Origin of the sequence: Mycobacterium sp. (assembly GCF_035603715.1) — a bacterium.
Lineage (GTDB): Bacteria > Actinomycetota > Actinomycetes > Mycobacteriales > Mycobacteriaceae > Mycobacterium.
The window spans coordinates 1-17,782 of the sequence record NZ_DATNJW010000010.1 but is presented as its reverse complement, the minus strand read 5'-3'; the positions used below and the strand labels follow the sequence as shown (position 1 = coordinate 17,782).

The following is a 17,782-nucleotide window of genomic DNA, read 5'->3' as shown; positions in this document are numbered from 1 at the left end:
GCATCGACAGCGGTGTACTGCCTTTCCTGAACCACGCCGTGTATCTCGACTACGCCGGCGACAAGACCTACTTCGGCCCGCTGGTCGGCGAATAGCGCCGATCTGAATCGACCGAACGACGCCCGGTCAGGTAATTGGGTGGTGGAATCTGGGCTGCTGCTGTCATCGCGGCGAACCTGTTTCCAGTAGCACCGCCTGAAGTCTTGAATTCGGCTCCGCGAGAATTTCTGAATTTGGTATGCATCGAGCCATCTGGCAGGGCAGTCACAGTCAACTTAACGGAACCTGATAGGTACTCAGGATCGTCAGGTAGCGGCTACGCAGTAGTCCCAACTCCTCGGGGGCACTCGAATGGCACACTGTCACGGCAACAAGCACGCAGGTAAGACCTGGCGCGGTCTGCTGTCTGGCGTCGGAGTCAGCGCCGGCGCCTTCATCGCCGCGGCTGCGGTGGCCACCGGCTCAGCGGCGCCGGCGAAGGCTGATTTCGAGGATCTGCTCGACCCGATCATCCAGCCGATCCTGACTTCGCTGACCGACTCGATCGCGGTCTTCGACCCGGCCGCAGCGCTGGACCTGACCAGCTGGGCGGACACTTTCCTCGCGAGCCTGAACACGTCGTTCGATTTCTTGTTGCCCAGCGCTGACTCCGCCCTGGCAGCCAGTTCGGTCGGTACTGAGCAGGCCGAGGCCGCAGCCAGCTATACCCTGCCGATCACTATGCAGATAGTCACCGAGCCGACCATCCAGGCCGCGATCGGCGCTGCGGGCGACAGCGGTGATTCCTCGACGCTGCTGGTGGACACCGGATCCAGCGGTCTTGTCATCCCCTGGCAAGAACTCGGAGGCAACGACTTCGCGGCACTGCAGGAACTGTTCAAACTCGGGCTACCCGACAATTACGGGTTCAGCGGCTACAGCGGTGGCGTCGAGTACGTCTACCTGACCTACAACGACGTGCCCGTCGATTACGGCACCGACGGCACCGACGTTCTCAGCACCAACAGCCCGGTCGACGTGGAAGTTCTCTCCTGGTCGACCAACCCGCTCAACATCTTCGAAAACTTCCAGACCTTCCTCAGCTCCAACCACGTCGACGGCATCCTGGGCATCGGGCCGGACACGGCCGGGCCGACCGACAGTCCGTTCGAGAATTACGGCGGCGTGCTGGTCGACCTGGTCGGGCCCGAGAAGAGCTTGGTCGTTGGCGGCGAGAACACGCTGACCGGCGGCACCTTGCTCACGGGGTCACCCACCGTCGACGGCCTGACCGAAACGGTGACGCACAACGGCGCTGTTATCGCTACCGGGACGGTAAGCAACAACCTAGATTCAGGCGGTGTCTACGGAACCATTCCGTCAAGCATCGCAGGCTCCGGCGTTGCGTCGGGCGACACGATTTCCGTCTATCAAGGCGGCACTCTGCTGTACTCATATGAAGTGGGTACGGACAGCCTTGCCCAGAGCACGGCCCCCACGGTGATCTCGAGCAACTTTACCGACAGTGGGGTCGTACCGTTCTTCAGCCACGAGGCGTACTTCGATTACGCCACAGACAAGACCTACTGGGGTCCGCTGAGTTCGTAGCGCCGGTCTGAGCCGGCCATACGTAGGCCGGTAAGCTGTCAGCCATGGAATTGGCCCTGCAGATCACCCTGGTGGTCACCAGCATCCTGACAGTGCTGCTGGTGCTGTTGCACCGCGCCAAGGGTGGCGGTCTGTCGACACTGTTCGGCGGCGGGGTGCAGTCCAGCCTGTCCGGGTCGACCGTGGTGGAGAAGAACCTCGACCGGCTGACATTGTTCGTCGTCGGCATCTGGCTGGTTGCCATCGTCGGTATGGCGCTTCGGATCAAATACAACGCCTGAGCCCACGAAAGGCGAAGACAGCCAACCGCCCCGATACTGGTAGGTATGGCTGAAGCACCCGACTCGCTCGAGCCCTTCGGCGCGGTACAACGCACCCGCATAGGGCGCGAAGCAACCGAGCCGATGCGCGAAGACATTCGGCTGCTCGGCACCATCCTCGGCGACACCGTCCGCGAGCAGAACGGCGACGAGGTCTTCGATTTGGTCGAGCGGGCCCGGATCGCGTCCTTCCGGGTGCGCCGCTCGGAGATCGAGCGCGCCGAGGTGGCGCAGATGTTCGACGGCATCGAGATCGACCGCGCGATCCCGGTGATCCGCGCGTTCAGTCACTTCGCGCTGCTGGCCAACGTCGCCGAGGACATCCACCGGGAGCGCCGCCGCGCCATCCACGTCAAGGCCGGTGAGCCGCCGCAGGACAGCACCCTGGCCGCGACCTATCAGAAGCTGGATTCCGCGCATCTGGACGCCGCGACCGTCGCGGAATCACTCACCGGCGCACTGGTCTCTCCGGTGATCACCGCCCATCCGACCGAGACTCGTCGGCGCACCGTCTTCGACGCCCAGCACCACATCACCCAGCTGATGCGGCTGCACGCCCACGGCCACACCGAAACCGATGACGGCCGTGACATCGACATCGAGCTGCGCCGCCAAGTTCTCACGCTGTGGCAGACCGCGCTGGTTCGGCTGGCGCGCCTGCAGATCTCCGACGAGATCGCGGTCGGCTTGCGGTACTACCAAGCAGCGTTTTTCGACGTCGTGCCAAAAGTCAACGCCGAAGTCCGCGACGCCCTGCGTCGGCGCTGGCCGGACGCCGACCTGCTCACCGAACCGATCCTGCGACCCGGGTCGTGGATCGGCGGCGACCGTGACGGCAACCCCAACGTCACCGCCGACGTCGTGCGACTGGCCACCGGCAGCGCGGCCTACACCGCGTTGGGTCGCTACGCCGCGGAGCTGACCGCGCTGGAACAAGAGCTGTCGATGTCGGCACGACTCGTCGCGGTCACCGATGACCTGGCTGCGCTGGCCGAGGCCTGCGACGAACCCGCCCGCGGTGACGAGCCCTACCGCCGCGCGCTACGCGTCATCCACGGCCGGCTCACCGCCACCGCGGCGCACATCCTCGACCAAGAACCGGATAACCTGCTCGACCTCGGCCTCTCGCCCTACGAGACGCCAGGGGAGATGCTGGCCGACCTCAACACCGTCGACGCTTCACTGCGCGCCAACGGCAGCGCATTGCTGGCCGACGACCGGCTTGCCCGGTTACGGGAAGCCGTGCACGTCTTCGGTTTTCACCTGTCCGGTCTGGACATGCGGCAGAACTCCGACATCCACGAAGAGGTGGTCGCCGAGTTGCTGGCTTGGTCCGGCGTGCATCCCGACTACTGTTCGTTGAGCGAAGACGAACGGGTCAACATCCTGGCCGACGAGCTGAGCACCCGACGGCCGCTGGTCGGCGACCGCGAACAACTGTCTGAATTGGCCCGCAAAGAACTCGCGATCATCACCGCTGCCACACGTGCTGTCGCGATCTACGGTCCACCCGCGGTACCCAACTACATCATCTCGATGTGTCGCTCCGTCTCCGATCTGCTGGAGGCGGGGATCCTGCTGAAGGAATGCGGGCTGCTCGACGCCTCCGGCAGCGAGCCTTACTGCCCAGTGGGCATCGTCCCGCTGTTCGAGACGATCGACGACCTGCGCCGTGGCGCGTCGATTCTCGAAGCGGCACTTGACCTTCCCGTCTACCAGAGCATCGTGCGGGCCCGCGGGGATAGCCAAGAGGTAATGCTGGGCTATTCCGACTCCAATAAGGACGGCGGCTACCTGGCCGCCAACTGGGCGCTCTACCGGGCCGAACTCGACCTCGTCGAATCGGCACGCAAAACCGGAATTCGGTTGCGGCTCTTCCACGGTCGCGGTGGCACGGTCGGCCGCGGCGGGGGGCCAAGCTATGAAGCCATCCTCGCCCAACCGCCGGGAGCGGTGAACGGATCGCTGCGGCTGACCGAACAAGGAGAGGTGATCGCCGCCAAATACGCCGAGCCGCAGATGGCTCAGCGCAATCTGGAGACCTTGCTGGCCGCCACTCTGGAATCGACCCTGCTTGACGTCGAAGGGCTCGGCGACGCGGCCGAGCCGGCTTATGAAATTCTCGATGAGCTGGCCGACCGTGCGCAGCGCGCCTACTCCGAGTTGGTGCACGACACCGAAGGTTTCGTCGACTACTTCCTGCAGTCCACCCCGGTCAGCGAGATCGGTTCGCTGAATGTCGGCAGTCGGCCCGCGTCGCGTAAACCGACGTCATCGATCTCTGACCTGCGCGCCATTCCGTGGGTGATGGCGTGGAGCCAGTCACGGGTCATGTTGCCCGGTTGGTACGGGACCGGCTCGGCAATCGAGGGCTGGATCGCAGGCGGCGACGGGCGCCTCGAAAAATTGCGTGACCTGTATCAGCGGTGGCCGTTCTTCCAGACCGTGCTCTCGAACATGGCGCAGGTGCTCGCGAAGACTGATCTGGGCCTGGCCGCTCGCTATGCCGAATTGGTCGAAGACGTCTCGTTGCGGCGGCGGGTGTTCGACAAGATCGCAGCGGAACATCAGCGAAGCATCAACGCGCACAAGCTGATTACCGGCCAGGACAATCTGCTCGCCGACAACCCGGCGCTGGCCCGGTCGGTGTTCAACCGTTTCCCGTACCTGGAGCCGCTGAATCACCTGCAGGTCGAGCTGCTGCGGCGTTACCGCTCCGGCGACGACGACGAGCTGGTGCAGCGCGGAATCTTGTTGACGATGAACGGTTTGGCCAGCGCGCTGCGCAACAGCGGCTAAGTCGTGACGTAGCTCAGCATGCACGGACCGTCGGCGCGTGCCACGCCACCAATCTGAGCCGGAACAGGCCGCGGGTGCGTGGTCCAACTCGGTGTCATCCGATAGGTGCCCAACAATCGTGTCATCGTGGCTGTCATCGCCGACAGTGAAAACGGCTGTGCCGGGCACGAATGCCGGCCGTGTCCGAACGCCGTCACCAACATCGGTGAGGCAAGCGACTTCTCGTCGGTCAGCCGGTGCCGCGTCCATCGGTCGGGGTCCCACCGCGCGAGTCCGGGTGCGACCGAGGTGTTGAGCAAGGGCAGCAGCGTTGCGATGGTCCAACCGGGCGGCACTTGGTAGCTGACTTCACCGGTGTCGAGCACGACGGGGGACAGCACGGCGCGGGACATGATGGATCGCTGAGCCAGTCGCGTCGACTCCAGCGCGCACCGCTGCGCCAGGTCCGCATCACCGGCGACGACCCGTTCCAGGTGAGTTGGGTGCTCGAGGAGATCGACCAATGCCCACCCCAGCGCTGCCGCCAGATTGGACATCGACGCGATGTGGATCAGCGCGACGTCGAGCGCGATGCCACGAATCCGGTTGTCGCCCAACTCGTCACGCCAGGCATCGACGATACGGTCGAATAGCGTCTGGTCACCGGCGCCGTCTCGACTCTGCACGGCATCGGCGATGATCTCGATTGCCTCGTCGAGGGCAGCGCGCTCGGCCCGCTTCTCCGATGCGGCGACCGCCGCCATCGCGTCCGGATGCACGAAGGCGTCGGATCCGTCGAGCGTGTCGAAGGCCCGTACCAGACGCTCGAACGCCTCCCCCCGGGCTGATCCGGGCCCTGCCCAGGAGGCCAGCCCCATCCGGTGGCCGAGACGGCGGGTCAGCCCGAAGACGTCGACCGACCCTGACACGCCCAATTCAACGATCGTCTCGTCGAGCGCCCGTTCCAGATTGCTGAGATATCCGGCAACGTCGTCGCGACGAAACAGCGTGCTCGGCAACAGGCGTCGCCCGTCGAATATCTCGTCGGGAAGTTTGCGGCGCAGCATCAGATAGTCGGCGACACCTTTGCTCGCCTTCTCTTCGGGTAGCCCGTAGAACGACTCGACGCCGGTAGGGGAGAACGTGAACAGGTAACGGTCAGTACCGCTGTGCACCGCGAAGGTGTCGCCGTGTTTAGCGCGGGCCGCCGCAATCGTGGCAACGGCGTCGATGACCGAGACATCCCACGGCAGACCGGTGCCCTCCGCATAGGGCGGATCGGGAACCGGCTGGGGACGCGGCACGGTCTAGCGGCTGGCGCGGTTGCGTAAGGTGCTGAAGGCGTTGCGAATTGCATGTTCGGTGAGCGACAGCGGCGACATCACGGTCTCACCGACGCCGACCATGTAATCGATGCGTTCGACAATCGCCTCGACCGGCGCCACAAGCGTCACCAGTCGCTGCATCAGGTCGTCAATCCTGCCGAGGGTGGCCTCGAAGTGGTCGAGCCCGTCGTCCAGACGGCCGATCGCACTGTTCAAGTTCGACAGCGACGTGTTCAGGTCGCCCAGCGTGTCACCCAGCCCGCCCAGCACGTCTTCCAGCTGATTGACGGTGACGTCGGCGTTCATCGCCGCCTGGGTGAGCGTCTTGATCCGCTGCCGCGCTGGGCGATCACCGGCGCTTTTATCTGCCATGGGGCTCATTATGGCGGTCGCGGGAACCTCCGGGGCCGGATACCCATCTGATGGGTATGCACCGGCCAAATCGGGACCACTACTGCGCTGCGGCGATCAGGCACGCCGTGTTGCCCAGCACCATCCGACAGCAAGAGGACTACACGCGCGGTTACGCCGACGCGCAGGCTGAGCGGCGGTCGCGCTAAGAGGGCAACTCGCCGGCGGCCCCGGTGTCGAGGAACCAGACCGTGTGCTCGCTGCCGATAGCGCCGGCCGCCGGTATCGACACCGGCTTGGCGCCACCGACGGCGGCGGCCACCGCTCCGGCCTTCTCGGCGCCCGACACCAAGAGCCATACCTCGCGAGAACGCTGGATCGCGGGGAGCGTCAAGGTAATCCGCAGAGGCGGGGGCTTGGGCGAATCCTCGACGTCGACCACCATCCGGCTTGTCTCGCGCACCGCGGGAGTGTCCGGGAACAGTGAGTTGATGTGTCCTTCCGGCCCTACGCCGAGCAGGTGAACGTCGAAATTCGGTGCGGGATCGCCCGGCTCGGCATTCGCGGCAAGGATCTGCTCGTAGGCCAGCGCTGCGGCGGCGATGTCGTTGCCGAATTCGCCGTCAGCGGCCGGCATGGCGTGCACGTTGCGCGCCGGAATGTCGACGTGATCCAGCAATTCCCCGCGGGCCTGCTTCTCGTTGCGTTCGTCGTCGTCCTCAGTGACGTATCGATCGTCGCCCCAGAACAGATGCACCTTGGTCCAGTCGATTCGCGCGGATTCTCCTGCGAGGTAACGCATCAGCCGGTTACCGTTGCCGCCGCCGGTCAAGACGATCAGCGCCCGCCCGCGCTCGGCGATGGCAGCGTCGACGACGTCGATCAATCGCTCGCCCGCCGCCGCAACCAGCCGATCGCTGTCGGCGAAGGTTTCTATCGAGGTGCTCATGCGTACTCCACCCGATCGATGCCCTCCAACGCTGAAAAATAGATGGTGTCGGCATCGAGTCGCCGTAGATCTTCGGCGAGGCATTCTGGAACGTCACGGCGTTGCAGTGGAACCAGTGCGTCGGGTCTGGCGGTGCGGCTCAGCGTCGCGGTGACCCCCGTTTGTGGTCTGCTCAGCGTCACAGTCTCGGTGGGGCGCACCAGCTCGACCTTGAGTTCGCCGACCGCCCGACGGACGGGTCCGTCGATGCGGCCGGCCAGCCAACCGGCGAGGATGTCGAGTGCGGGTTCGTCCTTGAGCCCCGAGACGACCGCCGAGGTGATCGGCTCGTGGGGTGGCTGGTCGATCGCCGACGCGAGCAGCGCGCGCCAGTAGGTGACACGACTCCAAGCCAGATCGGTATCGCCCGGGGTGTAGCCGGCCAGCCTGCTTTTGATCGCGGCCAACGGGTCGGCGGAGTTGGTCGCGTCGGTGATACGTCGAATTGCTAACTGGCCCAGGGGATCCTGCGCCGGGACGGCCGGAGCGACGTCTGGCCACCACGCGACCACGGGGATATCCGGTAACAGGAACGGTACGACGACGCTGCTGTGATGTCCGGCCAGCGGGCCCGAGAGCCGCAAAACCACCACCTCACCGACGGCGTCGTCGCCTCCCACCCGCAGTTGGGCGTCCAAGCGTGCGTCGGTGGCATCGGCGTCGCCAGTCGTCACCACGATCACCCTGCTGGGGTGCTCGTGGCTGGCCGCATTGGCCGCAGCGATGGATTCTTCGAGCAGCGCCTCGCTGTCCGGAACGATCACCAAGGTCAGTACCCGGCCGAGGGTCACCGCGCCGGTCTTCTCGCGCAATTCGTCGAGCTTCTTGTTGACCTCGGTGGTGCTGGTGCCCGGCAATTCGACAATCACGGTCGCCGCCATTCCCGGCCGGTGCGGCGCAGCATCTCGAATGCCGATGCGGGGCCCCAGGTGCCTGCCTCGTAGGCATCGGGTTTGCCGTGTTCAGCCCAGTGGTCCAACGCCGGATCCAGTATTTCCCAGGCCAATTCGACTTCGGCATTGACCGGAAACAGCGACGGCTCGCCGAGTAGGACGTCGAGGATCAGCCGCTCGTAGGCCTCGGGGGACTCCTCGGCGAAGGCCGAACCGTAGGAGAAGTCCATGTTGACGTCGCGGACTTCCATGCTGCCGGGGACCTTCGACCCGAATCGCAACGTGACACCCTCGTCGGGCTGCACCCGAATGACCAGGGCGTTGGCGCCCAACTCTTCGGTCATGGTCGCATCGAACGGAAGATGAGGCGCCTTCTTGAACACCAAGGCGATCTCGGTGACCCTGCGGCCCAACCGTTTTCCGGTGCGCAGATAGAACGGCACTCCGGCCCAGCGGCGCGTGTTCACCTCCAAAGTGATGGCCGCGAACGTCTCGGTGGTCGAATCTTTGGAGAAGCCGGCCTCGTCGAGCAGCCCGACGACGTGCTCGCCGCCCTGCCAGCCAGCGCTGTACTGCCCCCGGGAAGTGGTTTCGTCCAACGGCTCGGCCAGCTGGATGGCCGACAACACCTTGATCTTCTCGGTCTGCAGCTCGGCGGGGTTAAAGGTGATCGGCTCTTCCATCGCGGTCAAGGCGAGCAGCTGCATCAGGTGGTTCTGAATCACGTCGCGAGCGGCGCCGATGCCGTCGTAGTAGCCGCCGCGACCACCCAGGCCGATGTCTTCGGCCATGGTGATCTGGACGTGATCGACGTAGTGCGCGTTCCAGATCGGGTCGAACAGCTGATTGGCGAAGCGCAGCGCCAAGATGTTCTGCACTGTCTCCTTGCCCAGGTAGTGGTCGATGCGAAAGACCGAATCCTCGGGAAAGACGCTGTTGACCACCTTGTTGAGATCGCGGGCACTGTCTAGGTCGTGACCGAACGGCTTCTCGATGACAACCCGGCTCCAGCTGTCGTCCTGAGCTCGGGCCAACCCGGATTTGCTCAGCTGCTCGCAGACCGTCGGGAAACTCTTGGGCGGAATGGCGAAATAGAACGCGTGATTGCCGCCGATACCCCGCTCGGCATCGAGCTTGTCCAAGACCTCGGCCAGCCGGGCGAACGAGGCATCATCGTCGAATGTGCCTTCCACGAAACGGCATCCGTCGGCGAGCCGATCCCAGATCACCTGACGAAACGGCGTTCGGGAGTGCTCTTTGACGTCCCGCAGGACCTCTTCGGCGAAGGCCGCGTCGTCCCAGTCGCGACGGGCAAACCCCACCAGAGCGAAGTTGGGCGGCAACAAACCGCGGTTGGCCAGGTCGTAGATGGCCGGGACCACCTTCTTGCGGGCCAAGTCGCCCGTCACACCGAAGATCACCACGGCACACGGGCCGGCGATTTGCGGCAGCCGCTTATCGCACTTGTCCCGCAACGGGTTTTGCCATTGCCCGGAGCTGGCCCGGGTCCCGGCTGGACTCATTTGTCGGCTGAGTGGAGCTGCTTTTCGGTCTCGCCCAGCAGCTCTTTCCACGAGGCCTCGAACTTCTCGACGCCTTCGTTCTCCAGGACGAGGAACACGTCGGTGAGATCGATACCGATCGCCTCGAGCTTGTCGAAGACTTCCTGGGCGGCTGACGCGGTCCCGGTGACCGTGTCGCCGGTGACGATGCCGTGGTCGGCGACGGCATCAATGGTGGGTTCCGGCATGGTGTTCACGGTGTTCGGAGCAACCAGCTCGGTCACGTAAAGCGTGTCGGAGTAGTCCGGGTTCTTCACGCCGGTCGATGCCCACAGCGGCCGCTGTACCCGCGCGCCGTCGGCCTCGAGCTGTGCGAAACGGTCGCCGCCGACGAACACTTCCTGGTACGCCGCGTAAGCAAGGCGGGCGTTGGCAACGCCGGCCTTGCCGGCCAAGGCCTTTGCGTCGTCCGAGCCGATCTTCTCCAGGCGTTTGTCGATTTCGGTGTCAACGCGCGACACGAAAAACGATGCGACCGAGTGGATCTTGGACAGGTCGTGGCCGCCAGCCTTCGCAGCTTCGAGCCCGGCCAGGTAAGCGTCCATCACCTCGCGGTGCCGCTCGACTGAGAAGATCAGCGTGACGTTGACCGAAATACCCTCTGCCAGAGTCGAAGTGATGGCAGGCAGTCCCTCCTTGGTGGCCGGGATCTTGATCAGAATGTTGGGTCGGTCGACGATCTTCCACAACTCGATGGCCTGTGCGACGGTCTTGTCGGTGTCGTGCGCCAGCCGCGGGTCGACCTCGATCGACACTCGGCCGTCGACACCGTCGGAGGCCTCCCACTGCGGGCGCAGCACGTCGGCCGCGTTGCGGACGTCATCGGTGGTCACCGTCCGGATGGTGGCGTCCACGTCGGCGCCGCGTTCGGCGAGCTCGGCGATCTGGGCGTCGTAGGCGTCGCCCTCGGCCAGCGCCTTCTGGAAAATCGACGGGTTGGTGGTGACACCGACGACGCTCTTGGTGTCGATCAGCTCTTGCAGGTTGCCGGACTGCAGACGCTGCCGGGACAGGTCGTCCAGCCAGACCGATACTCCCGCGGAGCTCAGAGCGGCAAGGTTGGGATTCTGAGTCATCGGATTTCCCTTCGGTTAGTTGTCTAGTGTTCGTTCGGCGGCGTCGACGACGGCTTCCGGGGTGAACCCGAACTCGCGGAACAACGTCTTGGCATCTGCGGATTCCCCGTAGTGCTCGAGCGAAACGATCTCGCCGGTGTCGCCAACCAGCTTATGCCAGCTCTGCGCGATGCCGGCCTCGACGGCGACCCGCGCCGACACCGACGGCGGCAGCACGCTGTTGCGGTATTCGTCGGACTGGGATTCAAACCATTCGACACAGGGCATCGACACCACGCGGGCAATAATGTCCTTGGCCGCCAGCAACTTCTGTGCTTCCACGGCCAGTTGAACTTCGGAACCGGTGCCGATCAACACCACGTCGGGCTCGTCGCCGCCGGCGTCGCCCAGGATGTATCCGCCCTTGGCCACGCCCTCATAGTTCGTGCCTTCGAGAATCGGCAAACCCTGGCGGGTCAGGATCAGACCGACCGGACCGCTGCCGTTGCCGCGGGCCAGGACGGTGCGCCACGCGTATGCGGTCTCGTTCGCATCCGCAGGGCGCACCACCGACAGGTGCGGGATGGCACGCAACGCCGCCAAGTGCTCGATCGGCTGATGCGTCGGGCCGTCTTCGCCGAGCCCGATCGAGTCGTGCGTCCAGACGTAGATGGTGTCGATGTCCATCAGCGCAGCCAGGCGCACCGCAGGGCGCATGTAGTCGGAAAACTGCAGGAAGGTGCCGCCGTAGGCGCGGGTCGGACCATGCAGCACGATGCCGGACAGGATTGCGCCCATGGCATGTTCGCGAATGCCGAAATGCAGGGTGCGGCCGTACCAGTCCGCCGTGTAGTCCTTCGTCGTAATCGACGGCGGACCAAACGATTTCACGTTGTCCATGGTGGTGTTGTTGCTGCCCGCCAGGTCGGCCGAGCCGCCCCACAGCTCGGGCAGGTGCGGGCCCACCGCGTTCAGCACCTTGCCGGACGCCGCGCGGGTGGCAAGGTCCTTATCGCCCACCTTCCACGTCGGAATGTCGGCGTCCCAGCCGTCGGGCAGCTCCTCGGCGGTCAGCCGGTCCAGCAGCTTCTTGCGCTCGGGCTCACGCTTCGCCCACGCCTCGAAATCGACGTTCCACGTGTCGTGCGCTTCCTTGCCCCGCTGCACCAACTCGCGGGTGTGCGCGATCACCTCGTCGCGCACTTCGAACTTCTTGTCCGGATCGAAGCCGAGCGCTTCCTTGACCGCCGCGACTTCTTCGTCGCCGAGCGCTGAGCCGTGTGCCTTTCCGGTGTTCATCAACTTCGGCGCCGGATAGCCGATGATCGTCCGCACCGAGATGAACGACGGCTTGTCGGTGACCGCCTTGGCCTTGGCGATGGCCTCCTCGATAGCGACGACGTTCTCGCCGCCCTCGACGTGCTGGACGTGCCAGCCGTACGCCTCGTAGCGGGCGGCGGTGTCCTCGCACAACGCGATGTTGGTGTCGTCCTCGATCGAGATCTCGTTGTGGTCGTAGAACACGATGAGGTTGCCCAGCTGCTGCACGGCCGCCAGCGAGGACGCCTCCGAAGTCACGCCCTCTTCGATGTCACCGTCGGACGCGATCACATAGATGTGGTGGTCGAACGGACTGCTCCCGGCTGCGGCGTCCGGATCGAACAGGCCGCGCTCGTAACGTGCCGCCATCGCGAAGCCGACAGCAGATGCCAAGCCCTGGCCGAGGGGTCCAGTGGTGATCTCCACGCCCTTGGTGTGCCGGAACTCGGGGTGCCCGGGTGTCTTGGATCCCCAGGTACGTAGTGACTCGATGTCGGACAATTCGAGTCCGAAGCCGCCCAGGTAAAGCTGCAGATACAGCGTCAGGCTGCTGTGCCCACACGACAGCACGAACCGGTCGCGGCCCAGCCAATGGACGTCGTTCGGGTCGTGCCGCATAGCCCGCTGAAACAGGGTGTAGGCCAAGGGCGCCAGACTCATCGCGGTGCCGGGATGGCCGTTCCCTACTTTCTGGACCGCGTCGGCGGCCAGTACCCGGACGGTGTCGACGGCGGCCGAATCGAGCTCGCTCCAGTCGTCGGGGTGGTGCGGTTGAGTCAGGGTCGAGATGTCTTCGAGTGTGGTCACGTACTGAAGTCCTCGGGTCGGCAGAATGATCCTGTTCCTACCCTAATGCCGGAACGTTGCGGGCGTGTCAAAGGATATTTCGACCGCTGATTGTTCAGGCGCCGTCAACTGTGCGTTGTGCCTCAATGGTTGCCGATTGGCTGTCAATAGGCCCTGCGGTGCATGCTGGGCAAGTCGTCCGGTCTACCATCGTGCGTAGTAGAAGCTGCGCGCTGCTGTGATCCGAGGAGTCCTTGCGTGAGCATTCGCGAGCGCGTTGCGCCGAGTCGAGTCAGCACGATATTGCTGGCTTATCTGGCGTTGACCAAGCCGCGGGTTATCGAGCTGTTGCTGGTCACCGCGATTCCGGCGATGCTGCTCGCTCACCGCGGCAGCGTGAACCCGCTGCTGATCCTCAACACCTTGATCGGCGGGATGCTTGCCGCCGGCGGCGCCAACACGTTGAACTGCGTGGCGGACGCCGACATCGACAAGAAGATGAAGCGGACCGCGCAACGTCCGCTGGCGCGGGCCGCCGTGACGACCGGGCATGCGCTGCTGTTCGGGCTGGTGCTGAGTGTCGGCTCGTTCGTCTGGCTGTGGTGGACGACCAACCTGCTGTCGGGTTTGCTGGCGGTCGGCACAATCGCGTTCTACGTGTTCGTCTACACCCTGCTGCTCAAGCGCCGCACCTCGCAGAACGTGGTCTGGGGCGGCGCGGCCGGCTGCATGCCGGTGATGATCGCCTGGTCGGCTGTCACCGGCACCATCGCGTGGCCGGCCTTGGTGATGTTCGCGATCATCTTCTTCTGGACGCCGCCGCACACCTGGGCGCTGGCCATGCGATACAAGGACGATTACAAGGCCGCGGGCATCCCGATGCTGCCGGCCGTCGCGACGGAACGTCAGGTGACCAAGCAGATCCTGATCTACACCTGGCTGACCGTGGCCGCGACGCTGGCGCTGGCCCTGGCCGCCGGGTGGCTCTACACCGCGGTGGCCGCGGTGGCCGGAGTCTGGTTCCTGGCAATGGCGCACCAGCTCTATGCCGGCGTGCGCCGCGGCGAGCCGGTCAAGCCGCTGCGGCTATTCCTGCAGTCGAACAACTACCTTGCGGTGGTGTTCTGCGCTCTGGCGCTCGATTCGGCTCTGGCGCTGCCGACGCTTCTGCGGGTCTGAGCGCTGCTCCCAGGTCCTGGACCTGCGAATACCCCATACCCCGACGGGGTCTTGCGACTACGACGCAGTGTAGTTTTCAATGCCGTCGTGATGAGGTTATGACCGCGCCGATCTGGATGGCGATGCCGCCGGAGGTGCATTCAACGTTGCTCAGCAGCGGGCCCGGGCCGGGTTCGCTGCTGACCGCCGCGGAGGCGTGGTCAGCGCTGAGCACCGAATACGCCGAGGTCGCCGACGAACTGGGCGCGGTACTGGCGGGCGTGCAGGCCGGGGCCTGGCAAGGACCGAGCGGCGAGCAGTACGCCGCCGCGCATGGGCCCTACCTGGCCTGGTTGGCGCAGGCCAGCACCGACAGCGCGGCGGCAGCCGCCCAACACGAGACCGCGGCCGCCGCCTACACCGGGGCGCTGGCGGCCATGCCGACACTGGGGGAGCTGGCCGCCAACCATGTGGTGCACGGCGTGTTGGTGGCGACGAATTTCTTTGGCGTCAACACCATTCCGATTGCGCTGAACGAAGCCGACTACGTGCGTATGTGGGTTCAGGCGGCCACCACGATGAGCACCTACCAGGCCGTCTCCGAGTCTGCTCTCGCCGCGGTCCCGCCGACCCAGCCCGCGCCGCAGATCCTGACGCCCGGCGGCGAAACCTCCAGCGCGACAACGCAAGCGGCCGCGACTCCGCAACCGGCCGCGGCGACTGCCGCGGGTTCGTCGTGGCAGGACCAATTAGCAGCGCTGCTCAGCGACTACACCCAGGGTTTCGCTCAGCCGTTAGGCGAGTTGCTCTATCCCGACGGCTGGCCATTTCCCGCTTTTCCGTTCGCCAGCGGCGTCGCCAACGCACTCCAGTCGGCGATTCCCGGCCTGTCACCGGCGCTGGCCTCCGCTCTCGGCTGGACGGTCTTTCACACGGTGGTCCTGTTTTGGCCGCTCGTGCAGGCGGCACCCTTCCTATTGCCATTCGTCGTTCCGGTGGCGTTCGGGGCGGGATTCGCCGGCCTGGCAGGCCTCGCCGGGGTGGCCGGTGTGTCCAACGTCCCTGTCCTGCCGGTTGCGGCGATGCCGAGCCCACCGGTCACTCCCGCGCCAGTGGGTACCGCGCCGTCGGCGTCGACGAGCGGCAGCATCGGAACCAGCGGCGGCCACGCTCCGGCCGTGTCGAGCGCTTCCACGCCGAACACCGTCGGCGCGCCTGGCGGCGGACCGCCGGGAGGGGGACCGGGTTTCGCGCCCCCATATGCGGTGGGCAGTGCGTCGCTGGCGTCGGGTCTCAGCGCACAGGCCAAGACCCACGAACCGACATCCCGCGGCGCCGCCAAATTCCCGGCAGCCGCAGCACTGTCGTCCGGCGCGAAGGATCGGACCCGAACGCGGCGACGTCAGCGTGGACGCCAGCATGCTCGCGCTCACGAATTCATGGACATGAACGTCGATGTCGAGCCGGAATGGGACGCGTCGACGGCGCCGTCGGATCGGGACGCGGGCCCGTTGGGGTTTTCCGGGACGGTGCCGAAGGGCGCCGAGCAGGCGACCGGATTGGCGACGCTGGCCGGCGACGAGTTCGGCGGTGGACCGAGCATGCCGATGCTCCCGAACACCTGGTCGCCGCGAGGGTCAACGCCCTGAGCTGCGCATACCCCCTACCCGCACCGGGTCTTGTCCTACGACATGGCGTCGTATTGAATGCCGTCGTGATCACACCGGGTGTTCTCGCTGGTGCTGCCGCTGCGACGGGCCGCTGATGACGGCGCCGGTGTGGATGGCTTCGCCGCCCGAGGTGCACTCGGCGATGCTCAGCAGCGGGCCAGGACCTGGCTCATTGCTGGCCGCGGCGACCGCGTGGAGCTCGTTGAGCGGTGAATACGCTTCGGTCGCCGACGAACTCAGCGACGTGCTGGCGACAGTGCAGGCCGGAGCCTGGCAAGGCCCCAGCGCCGAGCGTTACGTCGCCGCCCACGTGCCCTATCTGGCGTGGCTGATGCAAGCCAGCGCCAAGAGTGCCGCCGAGGCCACCCAGCACGAAACAGCGGCCAGTGCTTACACCGCGGCGCTGGCCGCGATGCCGACACTGCCGGAGCTGGCCACCAACCATGTGGTGCACGGATTGTTGGTGGCGACGAATTTCTTTGGCATCAACACGATCCCGATTGCGCTCAACGAGGCCGACTACGTCCGGATGTGGATACAGGCGGCCACCACGATGACGACGTATCAAGCGGTATCCACCACGGCGTTGGCCGCGACACCGCAGACCGATGCGGCACCCCAGATCGTGAACGCCCGGCCCGCCGATGGTGAGTTCGGCGGCAACGGTGACAGCTCGACGTTGCCGATCATCGACGACGACTCGGGTGACCCGTACCAATGGAGCTGGTACATCAATCGCATCACCGAGGTCACGCAGACCCTGCAGCGGGACATCACGCTGATCGGACAGAACCCGGCTCAAGGGCTGACGCAACTTTCGGCCGACATCTCGGGGCTGGTGAGCGACGAGGTGGGGCACGTGGGCGAGTTCCTCAATGCCTTCCCCGAGCTGTATGCACTCCCGCTGATCGCACCGATCGTGCTGACGGGCGGCGTCGCGGGCGTGGCCGGGCTGGCCGGAATTCAGCCTGACGCACCGCAACTCGCCGCCGATGTTCCTCCGCCAACGACTCAGGTACCGAGCTTGCCTGCGGCCGCCGGCAGCCCGGTTGCGATTGGCGCCCCCGGTGCGCCAGCATCAGCACCCGTGTCGACGCCCGCCACTCCGGCCAGCACCGTCGCCACTTCGGTGCCGGCGGCACCGCCTCCGCCCGCGGCCGGACCCGGATTTGTCCCGCCGTACGCGGTGGGGCCTCCCGGCATCGGTACGGGGTCGGAGATGGCCAGCAGCGCCGGCGCGGGGGATAAGCGGAAAGCGGCTGAGCCCTTTGCCGCTGCCGCGGCGGCGGCTGTTGCCCGCGAGCCCCGTCGGTCGCGACGACGCCGGCGGGCCGGGATACGCGGGTACGCTCACGAGTTTATGGAAATGAATTTCAATGTCGATCCCGACTGGGGCGGCGCGGAAAGCGGATCGACGGCGACTTCTGATCGTGGTGCCGGGCCATTGGGCTTTACCGGAACCGTGCGCAAAAGAGCCTTGGCTGCAACGGGTTTGGCCACGATCGCCGACGACGAGTACGGCAGCGGGCCGGTCATGCCGATGGTGCCGGGCACCTGGAACGCAGATGAGCACGGCGAGGGCTAACGCCGAGTTGTCGCTGGCCGGGTTGCTTGAGCCACTCACTGTCGAAGCCTTCCTCGGCGAAATCTGGGGCAAGGACCACCACCACATCACCAGCGCCCGCTCCTTTCATGACCTGTTGCCCGGACCCTCGACGGTCGACGGGCTGCTCGAGCTGTTCCGCCACTAACCGGCGGCGTTGCGGCTGGTACGCGGAAAAGACAAAAAGGGCCCGGAGAGTTACCGGTTGGCCGATGACACTCTCGATGTCGCGGGCGTCCGCAATGCCTTTGCCGACGGCTACACGATCGTCTTGTACGGCGTCGAGGAATACGTGCGGACGATCGGAACACTGGCCCGATCGCTCGAGGTGGAGCTGAACTTCCCGACGCAGGTCAACACTTACATCACCCCACCGCAGTCCACCG

At 65.5% G+C, this 17,782-nt stretch carries 14 protein-coding genes and 1 pseudogene; 8 read left to right on the top strand and 7 right to left on the bottom strand.

What is annotated here, in order from left to right; translation table 11 throughout:
• Window positions 1-351: 351 nt before the first annotated feature.
• Genes VN856_RS00315 through ppc form a run of 3 tightly spaced genes read left to right on the top strand, consistent with a single transcriptional unit; the run spans window position 352 to window position 4,706 of the window.
• Window positions 352-1,587, top strand: a complete 1,236-nt coding sequence (locus VN856_RS00315; RefSeq protein ID WP_325685142.1) for a hypothetical protein — start codon at window positions 352-354, stop codon at window positions 1,585-1,587.
• A 44-nt stretch (window positions 1,588-1,631) separates the two neighbouring features.
• The gene (gene secG, locus VN856_RS00310; protein ID WP_325685141.1) at window positions 1,632-1,868 is read left to right on the top strand and encodes a preprotein translocase subunit SecG; all 237 of its coding nucleotides are present in this window, start codon (window positions 1,632-1,634) and stop codon (window positions 1,866-1,868) included.
• A gap of 45 nt (window positions 1,869-1,913) precedes the next feature.
• Window positions 1,914-4,706: a phosphoenolpyruvate carboxylase gene (gene ppc / locus VN856_RS00305; RefSeq protein WP_325685140.1), complete on the top strand. Its 2,793-nt coding sequence runs from the start codon at window positions 1,914-1,916 to the stop codon at window positions 4,704-4,706.
• Here ppc and VN856_RS00300 read toward each other — a convergent pair.
• The 7 genes from VN856_RS00300 to tkt form a co-directional block, all read right to left on the bottom strand.
• Window positions 4,703-5,989, bottom strand: coding sequence for a cytochrome P450 (locus tag VN856_RS00300; protein WP_325685139.1), 1,287 nt, complete (start codon window positions 5,987-5,989; stop codon window positions 4,703-4,705). The two genes, ppc and VN856_RS00300, sit on opposite strands and share 4 nt — an antisense overlap.
• Window positions 5,990-5,992: 3 nt before the next feature.
• Complete coding sequence (locus tag VN856_RS00295) at window positions 5,993-6,391, bottom strand: ATPase (RefSeq protein ID WP_325685138.1); 399 nt, start codon at window positions 6,389-6,391, stop codon at window positions 5,993-5,995.
• Between the two features lie 175 nt (window positions 6,392-6,566).
• Window positions 6,567-7,310 (bottom strand): 6-phosphogluconolactonase, encoded by a 744-nt coding sequence (pgl, locus tag VN856_RS00290; protein WP_325685137.1) that lies wholly within the window; start codon window positions 7,308-7,310, stop codon window positions 6,567-6,569.
• The gene (gene opcA / locus VN856_RS00285) at window positions 7,307-8,218 is read right to left on the bottom strand and encodes a glucose-6-phosphate dehydrogenase assembly protein OpcA (protein ID WP_325685136.1); all 912 of its coding nucleotides are present in this window, start codon (window positions 8,216-8,218) and stop codon (window positions 7,307-7,309) included. Before opcA ends, pgl begins: the two co-directional genes overlap by 4 nt.
• Window positions 8,215-9,765, bottom strand: a complete 1,551-nt coding sequence (gene zwf, locus VN856_RS00280) for a glucose-6-phosphate dehydrogenase (protein ID WP_325685135.1) — start codon at window positions 9,763-9,765, stop codon at window positions 8,215-8,217. The genes opcA and zwf overlap by 4 nt, the downstream gene beginning before the upstream one ends.
• Window positions 9,762-10,880: a transaldolase gene (gene tal / locus VN856_RS00275; protein ID WP_325685134.1), complete on the bottom strand. Its 1,119-nt coding sequence runs from the start codon at window positions 10,878-10,880 to the stop codon at window positions 9,762-9,764. Before tal ends, zwf begins: the two co-directional genes overlap by 4 nt.
• 15 nt (window positions 10,881-10,895) lie before the next feature.
• Entirely contained in the window at window positions 10,896-12,986 is a 2,091-nt protein-coding gene (gene tkt / locus VN856_RS00270) for a transketolase (protein ID WP_325685133.1), read from the bottom strand.
• A 237-nt stretch (window positions 12,987-13,223) separates the two neighbouring features.
• Here tkt and VN856_RS00265 point away from each other — a divergent pair, with 237 nt between their 5' ends.
• From VN856_RS00265 to VN856_RS00245, 5 genes and pseudogenes are all read left to right on the top strand, one after another.
• Window positions 13,224-14,144: a heme o synthase gene (locus VN856_RS00265; protein WP_325685132.1), complete on the top strand. Its 921-nt coding sequence runs from the start codon at window positions 13,224-13,226 to the stop codon at window positions 14,142-14,144.
• 98 nt (window positions 14,145-14,242) lie between these two features.
• On the top strand, window positions 14,243-15,772 hold the full coding sequence (locus VN856_RS00260; RefSeq protein ID WP_325685131.1) for a PPE family protein: 1,530 nt from the start codon (window positions 14,243-14,245) through the stop codon (window positions 15,770-15,772).
• A gap of 115 nt (window positions 15,773-15,887) precedes the next feature.
• Entirely contained in the window at window positions 15,888-17,378 is a 1,491-nt protein-coding gene (locus VN856_RS00255; protein ID WP_325685130.1) for a PPE family protein, read from the top strand.
• Window positions 17,359-17,544: a hypothetical protein gene (locus VN856_RS00250; RefSeq protein WP_325685129.1), complete on the top strand. Its 186-nt coding sequence runs from the start codon at window positions 17,359-17,361 to the stop codon at window positions 17,542-17,544. Before VN856_RS00255 ends, VN856_RS00250 begins: the two co-directional genes overlap by 20 nt.
• Window positions 17,545-17,601: 57 nt before the next feature.
• Window positions 17,602-17,782, top strand: a pseudogene (locus tag VN856_RS00245) (cupin); the annotation flags it as partial.